The organism is Alkalicoccobacillus gibsonii (assembly GCF_016798245.1).
GTDB lineage: Bacteria > Bacillota > Bacilli > Bacillales > Bacillaceae_D > Alkalicoccobacillus > Alkalicoccobacillus gibsonii.
Genome location: NZ_JAEUZA010000007.1, coordinates 13650 through 29847 on the forward strand (window position 1 = coordinate 13650; position 16198 = coordinate 29847).

19 protein-coding genes and 1 tRNA gene are annotated in these 16198 nt (G+C 42.5%); 5 read left to right on the plus strand and 15 right to left on the minus strand.

Going from position 1 to position 16198, the window contains the following annotated elements:
- Positions 1 to 54: 54 nt before the first annotated feature.
- The 10 genes from JNO66_RS19065 to JNO66_RS19110 all read right to left on the minus strand — a co-directional run bounded on the left by JNO66_RS19065 (position 55) and on the right by JNO66_RS19110 (position 8030).
- Positions 55 to 1008 (minus strand): protein kinase domain-containing protein, encoded by a 954-nt coding sequence (locus JNO66_RS19065; RefSeq protein WP_203090793.1) that lies wholly within the window; start codon positions 1006 to 1008, stop codon positions 55 to 57.
- Entirely contained in the window at positions 974 to 1708 is a 735-nt protein-coding gene (locus JNO66_RS19070) for a VWA domain-containing protein (protein WP_203090794.1), read from the minus strand. The genes JNO66_RS19065 and JNO66_RS19070 overlap by 35 nt, the downstream gene beginning before the upstream one ends.
- A gap of 74 nt (positions 1709 to 1782) precedes the next feature.
- Positions 1783 to 4278: a stage II sporulation protein E gene (gene spoIIE, locus JNO66_RS19075; protein ID WP_203090795.1), complete on the minus strand. Its 2496-nt coding sequence runs from the start codon at positions 4276 to 4278 to the stop codon at positions 1783 to 1785.
- Between the two features lie 325 nt (positions 4279 to 4603).
- A tRNA-Met gene (locus tag JNO66_RS19080) sits at positions 4604 to 4677 on the minus strand.
- A gap of 142 nt (positions 4678 to 4819) precedes the next feature.
- On the minus strand, positions 4820 to 5290 hold the full coding sequence (locus JNO66_RS19085) for a S1 domain-containing RNA-binding protein (protein WP_203090796.1): 471 nt from the start codon (positions 5288 to 5290) through the stop codon (positions 4820 to 4822).
- Between the two features lie 76 nt (positions 5291 to 5366).
- The gene (locus JNO66_RS19090; protein ID WP_203090797.1) at positions 5367 to 5744 is read right to left on the minus strand and encodes an FtsB family cell division protein; all 378 of its coding nucleotides are present in this window, start codon (positions 5742 to 5744) and stop codon (positions 5367 to 5369) included.
- Positions 5745 to 5750: 6 nt separating this feature from the next.
- Positions 5751 to 6338: a spore cortex biosynthesis protein YabQ gene (yabQ, locus tag JNO66_RS21015; RefSeq protein ID WP_203090798.1), complete on the minus strand. Its 588-nt coding sequence runs from the start codon at positions 6336 to 6338 to the stop codon at positions 5751 to 5753.
- A complete protein-coding gene (yabP, locus tag JNO66_RS19100) occupies positions 6335 to 6643 on the minus strand; it encodes a sporulation protein YabP (RefSeq protein ID WP_203090799.1) in 309 nt (102 codons plus the stop codon). The genes yabQ and yabP overlap by 4 nt, the downstream gene beginning before the upstream one ends.
- Positions 6644 to 6758: 115 nt before the next feature.
- The gene (locus JNO66_RS19105; RefSeq protein WP_203090800.1) at positions 6759 to 7565 is read right to left on the minus strand and encodes an alpha/beta fold hydrolase; all 807 of its coding nucleotides are present in this window, start codon (positions 7563 to 7565) and stop codon (positions 6759 to 6761) included.
- Between the two features lie 126 nt (positions 7566 to 7691).
- On the minus strand, positions 7692 to 8030 hold the full coding sequence (locus JNO66_RS19110; protein WP_203090801.1) for a L,D-transpeptidase: 339 nt from the start codon (positions 8028 to 8030) through the stop codon (positions 7692 to 7694).
- 389 nt (positions 8031 to 8419) lie between these two features.
- On the opposite strand from JNO66_RS19110, the gene ehuB reads away from it, so the two are divergent.
- The 4 genes from ehuB to ehuA all read left to right on the plus strand — a co-directional run bounded on the left by ehuB (position 8420) and on the right by ehuA (position 11511).
- On the plus strand, positions 8420 to 9280 hold the full coding sequence (gene ehuB / locus JNO66_RS19115) for an ectoine/hydroxyectoine ABC transporter substrate-binding protein EhuB (RefSeq protein ID WP_203090802.1): 861 nt from the start codon (positions 8420 to 8422) through the stop codon (positions 9278 to 9280).
- 100 nt (positions 9281 to 9380) lie between these two features.
- Positions 9381 to 10037 carry an ectoine/hydroxyectoine ABC transporter permease subunit EhuC gene (gene ehuC / locus JNO66_RS19120; protein WP_203090803.1) on the plus strand — a complete coding sequence of 219 codons (657 nt, stop codon included), beginning with the start codon at positions 9381 to 9383 and terminating at the stop codon, positions 10035 to 10037.
- Positions 10034 to 10738 carry an ectoine/hydroxyectoine ABC transporter permease subunit EhuD gene (gene ehuD, locus JNO66_RS19125; protein ID WP_203090804.1) on the plus strand — a complete coding sequence of 235 codons (705 nt, stop codon included), beginning with the start codon at positions 10034 to 10036 and terminating at the stop codon, positions 10736 to 10738. Before ehuC ends, ehuD begins: the two co-directional genes overlap by 4 nt.
- The gene (gene ehuA, locus JNO66_RS19130) at positions 10735 to 11511 is read left to right on the plus strand and encodes an ectoine/hydroxyectoine ABC transporter ATP-binding protein EhuA (RefSeq protein ID WP_203090805.1); all 777 of its coding nucleotides are present in this window, start codon (positions 10735 to 10737) and stop codon (positions 11509 to 11511) included. Before ehuD ends, ehuA begins: the two co-directional genes overlap by 4 nt.
- A gap of 57 nt (positions 11512 to 11568) precedes the next feature.
- Here ehuA and JNO66_RS19135 read toward each other — a convergent pair whose 3' ends face one another.
- A complete protein-coding gene (locus JNO66_RS19135) occupies positions 11569 to 12165 on the minus strand; it encodes a YqaA family protein (RefSeq protein WP_203090806.1) in 597 nt (198 codons plus the stop codon).
- Positions 12166 to 12429: 264 nt separating this feature from the next.
- Here JNO66_RS19135 and JNO66_RS19140 point away from each other — a divergent pair, with 264 nt between their 5' ends.
- Positions 12430 to 12582, plus strand: a complete 153-nt coding sequence (locus tag JNO66_RS19140) for a DUF1540 domain-containing protein (protein ID WP_203090807.1) — start codon at positions 12430 to 12432, stop codon at positions 12580 to 12582.
- A gap of 47 nt (positions 12583 to 12629) precedes the next feature.
- Here the strand turns inward: JNO66_RS19140 and JNO66_RS19145 are convergent, their stop codons facing one another.
- From JNO66_RS19145 to JNO66_RS19160, 4 genes are all read right to left on the minus strand, one after another.
- A complete protein-coding gene (locus tag JNO66_RS19145; protein WP_203090808.1) occupies positions 12630 to 13697 on the minus strand; it encodes an NAD(P)/FAD-dependent oxidoreductase in 1068 nt (355 codons plus the stop codon).
- Positions 13698 to 13818: 121 nt separating this feature from the next.
- Entirely contained in the window at positions 13819 to 14028 is a 210-nt protein-coding gene (locus JNO66_RS19150; RefSeq protein WP_203090809.1) for a hypothetical protein, read from the minus strand.
- Between the two features lie 202 nt (positions 14029 to 14230).
- A complete protein-coding gene (locus JNO66_RS19155) occupies positions 14231 to 14398 on the minus strand; it encodes a hypothetical protein (RefSeq protein ID WP_203090810.1) in 168 nt (55 codons plus the stop codon).
- A gap of 80 nt (positions 14399 to 14478) precedes the next feature.
- Positions 14479 to 16173, minus strand: coding sequence for a M3 family oligoendopeptidase (locus tag JNO66_RS19160; RefSeq protein ID WP_203090811.1), 1695 nt, complete (start codon positions 16171 to 16173; stop codon positions 14479 to 14481).
- Between the last annotated feature and the right edge of the window lie 25 nt (positions 16174 to 16198).

The following is a 16198-nucleotide window of genomic DNA, read 5'->3' on the forward strand; positions in this document are numbered from 1 at the left end:
CGTTTAAACAAAAACATGTCTCAAAAAAAGAAAAGGCCTTAACAAAATAGGCCCTTACATTGTAAGAATGAATATATATAGAAGACAACCAATAAAAAGCAAGGTTGCACTTAAGGCTAATTCTACTTTAAATCCGCGTTTTTTCTTTTGTTTATTTGCACGGTTACGTTTTGGTGTTCCTGTATAGTCAGACGCAGCCACTCGCTGCATCGCATTCGTCATGTCCCTTTTCATAACTCCCGCTTGATTGTAATGGCCCGTTAATGCTTTGACTAAAATCGATTCATACGGTCTTAAAAGAGGCTGGCCATGGATCGATGCTTTGAGCTGTTGGAGGGGCGATCCTGATTTCTTATCAAACCGTTTTGGGTATGCACAGTTGATCATAATCATGGCAACGGAAAACAAATCATAGGACGGCTCGGCCTTTCTTGTACCTAACGTCCAGTAGCCTCGATCAAAAAACTCCGTATATTCTTTGATCGAACGACCAAGAAGTGTTGTTCCTCCAACATCGAGCCATCGTACTCGTGAAGGAGGACCGGTTACAAGTAGATTATCTGGTTTTAAATCGCCAAATACCCAGCCTTCTTTATGAAGATTCTCCAAGTCTCCAAGTAATTGTAGAATCATTAGCCCCAACCATTCTGACCCCTTGCCGTTCATAAACGTAATTAACGCTTCACCTTTTACGTATTCCATCGCGTAGAACGAATAGATAGCTCCATTGTATTGAACGTCGTCCACATCCATTAACTTTGGACCTAGAACAACCCCTGTTCTTTTTGAGAATTGTCTTAGGACGTTGACTTCATTTGTTATCGACATGCTATCTATTCCCACTTTAAATGCCACTAAACCATCTGTTGATTGAGTCAGATACACGGTTCCCGTAGCACCTTCACCAAGGGTGCGGATGACCGTATACTGTTTTTTATTCCATTTACCAAGAAATCGCGCCCCAGAAGCAAACTTAATCGGCGATTTCGTCGAGTAACTGTTCCTCATGATTCAGCAAGCTCCTTTTCGAACCTTTTTGAGTAAAGATACGAACGGCTGCTTGAATCGCAGGACCAGTTGGCGTCGTTCCTCCGGGTGATAGCTTTTGAAACACACTAGTTAAGCTATCTAAACGAGGTGTCCATTCGAGTAAACGATCCACTTCTCGTCGTTTCCCAGGGAATGAATACAAAGCGAAGCGATTTTCCCCCACCCTCGAAGTTAAACTAATAGAAAGATCTGTTAGCGCCTCTTGCACCATCGGCAGCTTTTCTCGCATACTGGCGCTTGTATCAACTAGAATAAGTACCTCAAGTGAAATCGTCTCTCCTAAATCATCGACTACTTCCATGACCTGCCCTCTTTTTTCAGGTGGCAGATCCTCGAGTTCTTGCCCACCCCCTAATATATCCTGCAGCTCTTTATTTACGACTCCATGCAATGTCTGTGTCATGGCTTTTCTTGTCACCATCTGCACTGTTTTTGCAAGTTGCTTCGCATATACAATCTGGCTAACACCGCCTCCTGCAAGAGCAATCGCTTCTACTTCTTTTATACCTTGTTCATTTAACGAATCTCCATCAACGATCCCGATCACATTAAGTGTGATTCCTTGTTCCTTGCCGATCGCTGCTATCGCAATAGGATCTTCCCCTTGATTTGAATGACCATCTGTAATTAATAGGATTTGCTTCAACGTACCTTTCATCGACAATCCCTCCAAGTGTGTGTTTGGTACCATCCTTCACGCTTTAGAGAGAATCTATACCTATTGGTACGTCGTCAGGCTCGTTTTTTCAAAGGAGGCGAAGGCCGGTAAAGTGGGATCGAGGCCCATTTAGGTGTATTCCGTTTTACCTCAGCCACAATGACCGTCATATCATCCTCAATCTGATAGCCGCTATCTGACCGGATTACACGCTCCAAAATCATATCTGCCATCTCCTGTGGGTCAGCCCCCTCCAGTTCTCCGATCATTCGCTTCATCCATTGATCTTTGTTTTCAACGTGCGATGGAGAATCAAAGATTCCATCACTAACCATGATAATGACATCACCCGCTTTTAGCTGTTCACTGACAACATCTACGTCAAAATCCTGGAACATGCCCATTGGTAGATTGCTTGCATCAATTTGGAGCACTTTATCCCTTCGCTTAATAAAGGTCGGAATGGACCCGATTTTTAAAAACTTCGCTTTTGCTGTTTGTAAATCAATCATCGCTAAATCAAGAGTGGAAAAGATCTCGTCTGTGGTTCGGAGAGAAAGAACCGAGTTAACAGATTTAATTGCGACCATCTCTTCGATCCCGGACTCCAGTACCTTTTGCAGTAGCTTTAGCGTTTCTGTACTCTCTAAATGTGCCCGCTCCCCGTTCCCCATGCCATCGCTAATGGCGAGCGCAAACTGTCCTGATCCAAGCTCCAAGGTGGAATAGCTATCACCAGAAATCCAGGCACCTCCCTTAGCCACATTCGCGACACCGGTCTCTACAACAAATTGTCTTGCTGAAGCAAAGGTCATATGACTATGTCCATTTGAATAGAAGCCCGCCTCCTCCTTCTGTAGAACGATCGTTTCATTTAACAGGGATGAGAGCATCGGTGCAATTACTTTCTCGCCAATTCCCTGCCCCCCGTCAAACGGCACACTCAACTCAATTTCAGCTTGACCCGCTCTTAGACTGTAGATATCAATATGGCCCACTTCAATACCTGCTCCTCTAAGCATTTCTAGAAGCTCCTCCTCCTGCTGATAATGAGCCTCCTTCTCTTTTTGAATTTCCTTGGCGAAATCACCCATCACCTGTGACACTCCAAGTAATTGATCAGCGACAAGCTTCCGGCTTTCTGACACTTGTTTTCTAAGCATTTGATTCACTTGATAATGGCTATGCTCTGTCACAATGGCCTGAACGACCTTTTCCGGCCTTATACAATGCTTATTCCATTCCATTTGGAGTATTTGATCCTTCACCTCACCATTTTTCTCTGTTTCAGTCATAATTTTATTCATCGTTTCATAGGTTTTAGAAAAGTTCTGCACCCAGCACTTCTCTTTTTTAAAGCATGTTTGGCATGTTTTTTCCGTAACATTGCTCAGGAAATAATCCACTTCCTTTTCGCCTCGCTCCTGGTCATCAGTAGGAGGAGGCATCTGAAAGCTTTTTGATAGCGTTTGAAAAAGAGTGGAGAACTGTTCGACTCTACCTGCTGTAACATCACGTATTTTCTTTAAATATTGCTGTTGCTCATTCGCATACTCCACCGTACCTGGTATGTAGCGTGAAATCTTATGAATTAGGCGATTTGGCGTAAGGAAGAACAATAGAATTGCAGCAAATGTCTCGAGTAGCGTGGCAGCAATACCCGGTCCCCCCTCGCCATACATACCTATTAATAGAGTACCGACAAGAAGACCTACGGCTACGCCCACTTTTTTCCCTTCTTTAAGAAGACCTCCAAGTAGCCCTGAGAAGGCTAGTAGACTCATTTGATATAAATTGGCGAGACTAGCGAGACTTAATATGAGTCCGGTCACCACCCCGACTGTGGAACCAATCGCCGCTCCGCCAACTAATCCAAAAATAAGTAATAAATATCTGGCCATTACGTGTTCAACGGTCATATCATTCCAGGCCCAACCGACGGTTCCCGTCATGACGGACGCGAGTAAAATAATTAAACAAATAATTTCTTCATTCTTTAAAGGTCGCTGAATTCGTTTTGCTGTTAAAAGTGGAACGCTCTGCAGGAAGATCATCGTTAGGATGAAGCTAAGTCCTGATTCTACAGCTGCCATCATCAATGCATATCCTGATATGGTGCCGGTTCCTATAAAGACAAGCCCTAGCCTTGAAAGTAAGCTGGCTGAGAAAACAAGGTAAGGCAGTGCACTTGTTTGATCCGAGACAAATCGTGCTACAGCTTTTTGTAAGAGGATGTACGCAATGATGGCCGTAATGACAAATCCGACCTGACCGTGATAACTGAATATGGCTCCGCCTAAGAGAGAGAATGCGGCAATCGCTGCTTTATCACGTTTAAGTAGATACACCGCTGCTAGAAGAGGTAATACAAAAGGAGTTAACTCTGTTAAGATGACGGCTCGTCCGAGTAAGAATCCCATAATGGCTATTAGAAGACCCCATTTATAGAATGCTGTATCAAACCAATTGATGGCTTGTCGCTTCATTGAATCTGTGGTTCCTTGATAGACTTGTCCGACTTTCGCTATCCATACAGGTTCACTCCATAACTTTACAGCTTTCTTTAACATAAGAGACCCACCACCCTATTAGATTCGTGGTCTCATTATAAACAGAAGCGCGGGCAAGAATTTGTCACAATCACAGGTGGCAATGAAGGAATCGTTCGACTTCATTCGGCCTGAATCAAAGGAATGGCACACAGAAGGTTGAAAAGCGTGTTCAAATAGACGCACATAACCACCTTTTATCAGTGTGTCTGCGATAATTTGGCATACGGTTTTCTGTTTAATTTTATAATAGGTGTGAAACTAGCATTCTAGTGGGCTTTCTTTAAGACGACAAAAAAAGATCGACAGGAATTATCCTGCCGATCTTTCGTATGTCTTGCAATTATAGCGGCGGAGGGGATCGAACCCCCGACCTCACGGGTATGAACCGTACGCTCTAGCCAGCTGAGCTACACCGCCTCAAGTATGTCGCATGAAAATGACGACAAGACTTAATATACCCTCATATGCCGGTCATGTCAATCGTTTTCCGCATAAAAAAAGACAGATTCAAGATCTGCCTCTTTTGTCTATTCTATAAGGAGCTCATCCAAACAGCAGTTTAGCCTCTTTTTGCACCGCGTCCTCCACGTTTAGATTCAGTTTGACGCTTGATGGTCGTTAACCGTTCTTCGCTATCCTTTAAGAAGCGACTGACCTTATCTTCAAACGTAACAGTTTGCCTAACATTTCCTCTTTGACTGCGGTTTCCCCCTTGAGGTCGACTATTATTAAATGGTCTGGAGGGACGTGAGGCAGGACTAGGACGTGAAGCCTTGTCTGGCACACTAGCCGGGCGATCTTGAGCCTTTCTAATTGATAAACCAATTTTTCCATCTTTCTCAACGTTCACAACTTTTACCAGGACTTCTTGGCCAACCTTCAAAAACTCATTAATATCTTTAACATAGTTATCAGCCACTTCACTAATATGAACAAGTCCCGTTGTTCCGCCCGGTAGTTCTACGAATGCACCGAAATGTGTAATGCCCGTCACTTTGCCCTGCACCTTGCTGCCTGCTTCAATTGACATGAAAAGATAGATCCTCCTTAAATATCTGTAAAAAAATCACTTTGAAATATAGTATAACCGAAAGCAAAAAAAGGTGTCAATCTGATGATGATTCTGGTAATTTATATAATGTTTCTCCAGGACGTGTTAAAAAATAATCCCTTCTGAGAACTTCTCCGATATAATCAGGATTATTATAATTCTGAATATCCTGTTCAAGCTTTTCCTGTTCCGCAATGAGGGCATCATGCTCTTCTTGTAATGTTGCCTGTTCTTCTTTTTTCTCTCCAATCGACTTGGCCTGGGTTATTAGTGTGGCTGATACAATGCCAAGTATAATGAACCCAACAAAGCCTAGCACCGTCAATCGTCTCATCAATCCCCGCTTACGCTTAAGCTGTAATTGCTTTTCTTGTTCGCGTTGCTTAATATAAGCAGAATCTAATTCTCTTATCGTAGGTTTTCTGTTGGCCATTCATGATCACCTCTTGTCTTTCTTCTTCCATACAGTACGGACAACCTCCTTTATTTTCATAAAAAAAGGTTGTAACCTTTTCCAAAGCTTTGTACCCCCGATTATTCGATTGATTGGCCGCATCAACCACTCGAGTGGTCTCCAAATTATCATAAATAGGATTAGACAAATCTTCCAAACGATCGTTACTATCATCATACAAAAGCTTAGGAATAGATACAATATCCATTTTATCGGCTTAACAATAACGTAATACAAACTTTTTTTTGCAAAACGGACAATGCCAACAATTAAAGCTATGAGCCTGTCCAGTAAGTAGTTAAAAATCCGCTGCAAAAGAGCTCTATATGCGGCGTACCCACATAATAAGGCACAAAACACATAAAAACGCAGCTCTCCCATATTAGATAGAAATAGCACATAAAAAACGATCAGTGCCAAGCAACACCAGAACAAAAAGTCCCTCACTGCTACCACCCAGCTAAACGAGTGTGGGTGGCGAGTGAGTTTACTGTACGTATCCAATGATGCTCCTAAACACGCACCCATAGCCAGCATCGATAACATGGTCTGAAGCTGTATGGTTAACGTCACTTAAATAACTTCCCTAGAAAACCTTTGGACTTATCCTGACCAGATTGATCCAGATAAATCATGTCATGAATTTTACCCTCTATTGAGACGAGTCCTTGCTCGACATTTAAATTTTTCATGTGAAGATTCTGGCCTTTAACCGATAAAAATCCCATGGTTGTTTCCATTAAGAATTCTTCATTATCAAAGCTTTCTACTTGTTTTACACCTGTAATATCGAGCTGCTTACGCCCTTTTAACGTAATATCGTGATCCTTGGATTCACTTGCCCTGCCCATTGGTGCACCGAATTCGAACTGATCCATCCGTATCTCCCTCCAACAACTTAGTAGTTCACTATATGACGGGAGGGAGCGAATTAGAACAAGCCCTTAAGCATAGGGAAAAGCTGCAGCACTTTGGCTCACAGCTTCGGACTTCTTATCTTTTTAAGAATTGCAAGATCTCATGATTTACTTTCTCTTTTTCTTCAAACACTAAGCCATGTCCACTATTTTCAAATGGAACAACTGTAGCCTCCGGAATCCCCTCTCTCATAAATGATGTGAACTCAAATGGACAGATCTCATCATGTTTCCCATGGAGGATTAACGTTGGAACATGTACACTTGCTAAATCAACTCGTCCATCCTCATCTCGTAATGCAACAGCAGAATGAATGGTTGCATGAGGAGACGCTGTTAGTCCTAGGTTTAAGAACCAATCTGAGAAGGCATCTGGCATATCCTGGTGAAAGAACATCCCACCAAAGTCTTTAAGCATCCCCGGTCGGTCAGACTTGAGATTTGCGATAATGTCATCTACTCCAGACTGTTCAAGGCCATGCGGATACTCGTCACGCTGAGTGAATAGTGGCGCAGCTGCTCCGAGCAAGACCAGCTTCTGGACCCGATTTTCTGTAAAATTCGCTAAGTAACGAATGGCAATCGGACCACCCATGGAGAAGCCAACGAGGACAACGTCTTGTAAGTCTAGTTCTCTCACAACTTTATCAACGTCTGCTGCCATCGTGTCATAATCATAGCCATTCCATGGTGCGTCGGATTTCCCGTAACCGCGCAAATCCATTCCAAGAAAACGATAACCATGTTTCGGCAGCTCAATTTGTTGGTACTCAAACATCTTATGGCTAACTGGCCATCCATGAAGAAATAAGATGGGTGTTCCTTCGCCCACGTCCTCTACATATACGTTTACATTTTGATCAACTTCTATATAATGTCCCATGTTAGACCATCTCCTGTTATTTGAATCTAGCTATCTTCATATGTTCCCCATTCCTACTACGGTAAACATAGCTCAAAGGAACGCGAAGAAACCGATGAGTACATCTTCACTCATCGGTTCTTCTTGTTACGGAATGATCGAGACCGGTGTTCCTACTGACACTTGCTTCGACAGTTCCAGTACGTCCTCATTGTACATTCGAACGCAGCCATGTGATACTGACTTTCCAATCGAGGACGGATCATTTGTTCCATGGATTCCATAATGGGGCTTAGATAATCCCATCCAGAATGCTCCGAACGGTCCTCCTGGATTCGCTTGTTTATTTACAATCGTAAATTGTCCGTATGGAGTCATTGTTGCGACCTTTCCTATAGCAACAGGATACGTTTTAATTGCTTGGCCATTCTCATAGAGCGTTAGTTGATGTGTTGACGTTTTTACTTGTATCGATTTATTAGGCATAAGCAAACCTCCGTATGTCATCATATGAACCTACAAAACCTGGCATGACGATCTTATTTATCAGAGCTAATTAATTTTTACTAAAAAAGCGTTTACTCTGAACGATCAACGGGTATAAGTACTTTCATATTTAAATTGGACTTAAATCAAATCGCTTTCATTTAATTCGCAATTCAGATGATTCGGACGATATCGCATGCTTAATCTATGAATAGTATGGTTCCCTCCCACTTAACACGCTAAAAAGCAACATAATTCGCTAATATGCTCTCATAGTGCTTTTGTCATCCCATTTAAGTTTTGTTACGCTAAATAAGTGCAAATCGTAGGAAAATTAACTAAGTGAGAATGTTTTTAACAAAATTACCATATATGAAGGGATTGGTTTTTTGAACGTAAAAACAGGTTACATACTTTCAGGCTTACTTTCTGTCGCTATTCTTAGTGCGTGTTCCAGTGTTGGTGGTGATACCCTAGAAAATATTCAAGACAATGGAAAGGTACAGGTAGGCGTAGCGAACGAGCGTCCTTATGGATATGAGGAAGCTGATGGTGGCGTAACGGGCGCTTCAGTGGAAGTTGCAAGAGCAGTGTTTAGTGAGTTAGGTGTCGATGAACTTGAAGGTAGCGTAGTAGAATTTGATGCTCTGATTAACGGGGTAAACTCCAGAAACTTTGATGTCGTAACTGCTGGCGTATACATAACCCCTGACCGTTGTGAGAATGCGTTGTTCTCTGAACCAGACTACCGGATTGGTGAAGGACTCGCCGTTCAACCTGGAAATCCGCATAACATAACAAGTTATCAGGATATCGCTGACAATCCGGATCTGACAGTCACCGTCATGTCTGGAGCGATTGAGATTGAGTACCTTAGAGAAATGGGCGTTGATAATTCACAAATCGAGCAGGTTTCAAGTATTACTGACAACATTTCCGCTCTATCGTCTGGTCGCACTGATGCCATTACGATGACTGATCTTACGTTGCGTACGGCTCTACAAGATCAAGATGATGATAATGTTGAGATTGTTGAAGACTTTGAACAGCCGGTTATTAACGGTGAAGAAGTATATGGATATGGTGCTGCCGTCTTCCATCCAGACGATGAAGAATTTAAAGATGCTTACAACGAGAAGCTACAAGAATTAAAAGATTCTGGCAGAATCCTAGAGATCATGAAGCCATTTGGTTTCACTGAGGATAATATGGTGGACGATATGACCACTGAGGAGCTTTGTGCAGGATAATAAACAAAACTAAATGGATCAGGGGGATATCTCTAAGACGTAAACCGTACAACGAGGTATCCCTATTTTATTTAAATGAACCGTTAGGAGTGAACAACATTTGAGCGCAGTAGAGATTGTACAAGTACTTATGCGAGGATTGCCCACAACCGTTTCACTTCTGTTAACGGCAACAGCTTTGGCATTTACCGTTGCGTTTATCGCCGGTATTTCAAGAGTATCTAAGTACAAGTTTGTTCGTATTGGTACAATGATTTATGTAGAGTTCTTTCGAGGCACGTCCTTACTCATTCAATTGTTCTGGTTATTTTTTGTACTACCAGAAGCCTTCGGAATCCGTTTAGATCCGTTTGTTGCTGGGGTTATTACCTTAGGACTAAACTATGGTGCATACGGATCTGAAATTGTGAGAAGTGCGATTTTGTCTGTACCAAAGGGGCAAACCGAAGCAGGTATTGCCTTAAACATGACAAGAACACAACAAATGTTTCGGATTATTCTTCCGCAAGCCTTTCGAACCATGATTCCTGGTTTAACGAATAATTCAATTGAGCTACTAAAGGGAACCTCTTTGGTTGCGTTAATCACCCTTCAAGATATGATGTATTGGGGACAGAACTTACGTGGCGCGGACTACAGTAGCGCTCTTCCCGTTTTTGCTATTCTTCTTGTTATGTACTTTTTGATTGCCCTCCCACTCATTCTTCTCTCTAAGTACTTTGAGAAGCGGGCATCCAGGGGGGTGGCTAGCACATGATTGATTGGCAGGTTGCTATAGACGCGTTTCCTGTGATTTTTCGCGCGATGTTTGTCACACTTGGAATTACGCTTGGAGCGTATTTAGTGTCCGTTGTGTTTGGTTTGGTTTTAACCCTATTAGGCAGGTCTTCTTTTAAACCTCTTGCCTGGTGTGTATATGGCTTTGTACAATTCGTAAGAAGTACTCCGCCGCTCGTGCAACTGTTTTTTGTCTATTACGCGTGGCCACAAATCCCGGTAGTTGGTGTTTCAATGAGTGCTGTTACAGCAGGTATTGCGACTCTTGGAATTCACTACGCTACATATTTATCAGAAATTTATCGTTCAGGTATTAACGCGGTTCCAAAAGGGCAGTGGGAAGCGAGCCGGGCGCTCAATTTCAGTCGTCCTAAGACATGGATAAAGGTTATCCTGCCACAGGCGATTCCTCCGGTCATTCCGATGATGGGGAACTATTTGATTGTCTTATTTAAAGAAACGCCGCTTCTCATGGCGATTTCCGTTTATGAAATGCTCGCAGCAGCTCGTGAGCTTGGCGCCTCAAACTTTCAATATACAGAGGTGTATACGATTGTAGGTTTGTTATTCCTTCTTCTTAGCTATCCATCCTCACTATTAGTTGGCTATGCTGAAAAACGTATGAATAATCGAATTCAAAGAAAAGCCAAAAAAGTTGAAAAGGAGCAGGCATCCGCATGACACAACCTATTGTACAATTTAAAGGACTCGGTAAATCCTTTGATGAATTAGAAGTGATGAAAGATTTCACCCTGGATGTTGATCCAGGTGAAATTGTATCCATTATCGGTCCAAGTGGTTCCGGTAAAACAACCATTATTCGAATGCTAATGACGCTTGAGAAACCGACTGCTGGCGACATTATCGTAGAAGGCGAAAACTTGTGGAAGATGCAGTCAAAAGGAAAAATGGTCGATGCGGACGAAAAGCATTTACGAAAGGTTCGCTCCAACGTTGGAATGGTGTTTCAGCATTTTAACCTTTTTCCTCACATGACGATCTTGCGCAACTGTACGGAGGCACCGATCCACGTACTTGGTTTATCTAAAAAAGAAGCCGAAACACGAGCGACCCAAATGCTTGAAAAGGTTGGACTCGGTGACAAGGTAGACAATTACCCGATTCAGCTTTCTGGCGGTCAGCAGCAGCGTGTGGCGATTGCCCGTGCACTTGTTATGCAGCCTAAGATTATGCTGTTTGATGAACCAACATCTGCGCTGGATCCAGAGCTTGTTGGAGAAGTACTTGAGGTCATCAAAGACCTTGCGCAGCAAGGGGATATGTCTATGATTCTAGTCACACATGAGATGGACTTTGCATGGCAGGTCTCAGATCGTATCGTGTTCATCGCAGACGGCAAGCTCGTTGAACACGGAAAGCCAAGTGATGTGCTCGACAACCCTAAGAGCGAGCGTCTTAAAAACTTCCTTGAGCGTTTCCGCACTCAGGTGTAAGTCTATCGTTGAACACAAAAATGGCGAATCCTACCTGCAGTGGGGTTCGCCATTTTGTTATCCATTTTCCTTTTGTATGCCCGCCTCTTGGGAGCGATTCTTTTGCAGTTTGCGCTTCATATAAATACCGATAAAAAGAAGCACAGCAATTCCTAAGAAGATATAGGTTAAATACGAATCAATTAAGTTCTCTGCTGCTCTACCGTAAAAGTAAAATAAAAAGCCGACTGCATAAAACTTAACGGCTCGGCCAAGCGCTGCATACCCAATCAGCTTCCATATGGAGAACTTCATGGCCCCCGCCATAATTGTAAATACTTTAAAAGGAATTGGTGTAAATGCTCCTATTAAAATCGCAGCTTCTCCGTTCTTTGTGAAAAGGGTTTGTGCCTTCTCTAACGCATTTTTCTTAAGTAAGCGTTGGAGTATGGAATCCCCGAGAAAGTGCCCAATAAAGTACCCAACAGGGGTACCAAGTAAGCATGCGACATATCCAACAGTTGCAAGCCAAATCGCATCTGCTGGGTTCAATAAACTAAGGGAGACTTGAAGGAAAAATGCCGGGATCGGAAAGATAATCGCATCTGCAAAGGAATGAATAAATAATCCCCAGGCGCCAAAATCCCTCAAAAAATCAATGACTGCTTCAAACAACCCTTCTCCCCCCTCTCTTTTTCTAACTAGCTATGTAAGTTTATTATGGCATAGAAACTCGTATGAATATATATCTAAAATGGTTAAGAGAATATGAATACTGACATTTTTTTCTTCCTATTCTTGCTTGTGGAATCTTGTTTTGATATGATACCTCAGACCAGTTTTATCAACTGGTCCCACAAAAAAAGCCATTTAGATAAGGGCTTGGTTCTAAAGTTGTTTCTTTCCTGGTGGCCAATTGTTCAAACAGGAGGGAATACGATGGCACAACAGATCCTATGTGAAGTCTCAAGCTGCGTGCATTGGGCTGGAGAAAATCATTGTGGTGCAACGGAGATTTACGTGGTGAATCACGATAAGTCGAAGGCAACAGAATCCGCAGAAACGGATTGTAAGACCTTTGAGGTGCGATAGCCCGAAGGCAAAAGAAGAGACGCGCGTGCTGCACGTCTCTTCTTTTCTTATTCTGCTCCAGCAGTAACGAGCTGGTCTTTTTTAAGGATCTCTTCATTCTTTTCCTTAAATCGTTCATTATGCGAGGAAACATAGGCCTGTGCCGTTGCATCGGGCTCAATAAACACCTTCGCCTGATTAATGGCTTTTGCTCCATCCACATACGCTCCTGCAATCAGTCGTAGCTTCCCATCATTACTGACTAAATCACCAGCTGCAAAGACTCCAGGAACGCTCGTTTCCATCTTTTCATTAACCGCTAAAATGCCTTCATTTGTTTCAAACTGAAGCGGACTCTCTAAAAGAAAATCCAGATCCATCTTATATCCGTGGTTTACAATGACTGCATCTACTGGATATTCGGTGCATTCCTCTGATTCTAAGTGTTTTAACGTGATGCGCTCAATTGCCGTGCCCGCTGCATCCCCGTGTAGCTCCTCCAAACAATAAGGCGTAAAGACTTCAACAGAAGAAGACCTCATTTGGTTTACGTTGCTTTCATGACCACCAAATTCATCTCTGCGATGAACGACTTTTACACTTGCAGCAAGGGGCTCAAGAGCATTGGCCCAATCAACAGCTGAGTTCCCCCCGCCTGAAATGACTACATGCTTCCCTTTAAACGTATCAAGCTGCTGCACCGTGTAGTGCAGGTTGGTCACCTCATAGCGGTCAGCACCTTCAATCTCAAGCTTAGCTGTTTTAAAAATGCCATGTCCCACAGCCAATACAATGCTTTTTGAATAATGCGTTTCACCCGATGATCCTTTCAGTAGAAAGACTCCGTCTGCACGTCTGGTGAGCGTTTGAATTTGTTCATTCAAACAAACAGTGGGCTCGAAAGTTCGAGCTTGTTGGTTTAAATTTTCTAGGACCTGCTGACCTGGAGTGGGAGGAAGCCCTCCAATATCCCAGATAATTTTCTCTGGATAAAGCAAGATCTTACCACCCAGCTGTGGTTGATACTCAACAATTTTCGTTTTCATATCGCGCATTCCACTATAAAACGCACTGTATAAACCAGCGGGTCCACCGCCTATAATGGTCACATCAAATACCTCTTCGTGATTCGCCACAACGATCCCTCCAATTGGTGCATTGATCCTTTATTTGCCGATCTTTTCATTAATATTGATTCTCATTCTTAATTATAACAAGGATTTTCTCAATTGCATAGGAAAAAAGCAGTAGCTACCGCTACTGCTTCTCACATGTTACTGGTGACCAAAACCCTTCTTTTTGGACAACAACTCCGTTCCCTTCGTCAAAACGGTCAAAGCATTCATTAATAATACTCATATTTTCCTGATGATTCCGACTAATTTGCACAAGTAATAGAATGGTTCCAATGATTATAATGCTTCCGCCCACGATAAGAATGGTCCAATTCCTGTTCTTTGTCTTCATCGATTCCCTCCTACATCGTCTTAGAGCTATTCTATCATGTTATGAAACAACGTTCGGATACATGAAAAAAATCAAGCACACAAACAGTGTGCTTGATGGCGCCTAGAGCGAAAATGATTAGATACCAACCTTACGTGAGGAGTGTATCAGCCTCGTTAATAAGAGTGGTATGTAGGACGGAGTAATTACTCCGCCCTGAAAACTAATCAAGTACGTGCATCTCTGTTTCCTCGAGAACTTGTTCTAGATGTGTAATCTCCTCCTCAAGTGCTGCTGAAAAGCGACTATGTTCATTCGTCGCCTTACCCTTTAGCGTTTTGAGGAATTCTAGCTCTCGATGAAACAGTTCTCGCTCTAAGCGATGTAACATAGATATCCTCCTCACTTTTGGTTAGGTTGATACCTATGCTTTATGTTTACCCTTTTTAAGGACTTCGCAATCGTGTGGATTTACAGTTTCTCATCCTTCACTTCATTTAACCAGCCTTCAATCTCACCAATGACAGATGAAACGCAGCCATCTTCAAATGGTGAGCGCAAGCCTGCAACCTTAACCAGTTCAAGAAAGGACAAGCTTCCTCCTTTTTGACATAGGTTTAAATAATCCTGCCATGCCGCTTGTTGATCATCATTCATTCTTTTCCAGAATTGCAATGCACAAATTTGTGCGAGAGTGTAGTCAATATAATAGAAAGGCACCTGGTAGATATGTGATTGACGTTGCCAGAATCCACCGGACTCAAGATAAGCATTTCCATCATACTTCCGATGTGGGAGATATCGTTTTTCTAGCTTACTCCAATAGAGTTTGCGCTCCTCTGGTGTCGCTTCTGGATTCGCATAGACAAAGTGCTGGAACTCATCAACTGCTACTCCATAAGGAATAAACAAAATAGAATCCGCTAAGTGAGCGAACTTATACTTTTCTGTATCCTCTTTGAAGAAATGCTCCATCCAAGGCCATGCGAAAAATTCCATACTCATTGAATGGATTTCAGCTGCCTCCATTGTTGGGAACGCATATTCCGGTACACCTAAGTGGCGGCTTTGATACACTTGAAAGGCATGGCCTGCCTCATGTGTTAATACATCAATGTCACCAGACGTTCCGTTGAAGTTTGAAAAGATGAACGGGGAGCCGTATTCAGGAAGATATGCACAGTACCCTCCGCTTTCCTTCCCTTTTTTACTTAATAGATCCATTAGATTGTTTTCAATCATATATGTGAAAAATTCGTCCGTTTCCTTTGAAAGCTCTTTGTACATAAGCTTCCCATTCTCAATAATCCAGTCTGCATCGCCCTTTGGTGTTGCATTTCCAGACTGATACGTAAAGTTCTCGTCATAGAAATTCAGGGTGTCTACGCCAATTCGACGTTGCTGACGCTCTCTAAGTTTAGTCGCAACAGGAACAATCTCATCTTGTACCTGTTGTCTAAAGTTTGCTACCATCTCCGCATCATAATCTGTCCGTGTCATCCGGGCATAACCCATTTCTACGAAGTTAGCAAACCCAAGCTTTTGAGCCATTTTAGTTCGTACGTTAACTAAATCATCATAAATACGATCCAGCTGCTCTTCATTGTCTGCAAGGAATTGAAATTTAGCAGCAGATGCTTTTTTTCTTACGTCTCGATCCGTTGATTGTTCAAACGGTGTAAGCTGAGCAAGTGTACGTTCTTCACCCTCAAATTCAATTTTTGCCGAAGCAATTAACTGACCATATTCGGTTGTTAGCTTATTCTCAAGCTGCAGCTCCGGGATGATGTCTGGGCTGAATGTTTTTAAACTTAGCTCAGCAAGCTTAAATAGCTGACTTCCCCATCTTTCCTCTAATTGCACGCGAAATGGCGAGTCTACGATTGCCCGGTAGTAGTCTGTTTTAAATTCCTGCATAACAGGCATCACTTCATCTATGTATTCCTTTTCTGATTTGTAAAATGCATCCTCAGTATCAATCGAATGACGGATGGAGACCAGGTTCGCCTGAGTTTCAAGCCAGTTTGAATAATCCTGTAGGGACTTTAAGGCTTCAATTTGCCCTTCTACTGTATCTGATTCTTTAAAAAGCTGGATGTGCTCAGTAAATATTTGTTCTACTTCTTCTTTTTCTGGACGTTCATATGGGATCTGTTCAAATTTCATGGTTAAACACCCTTTCTTTTATTCT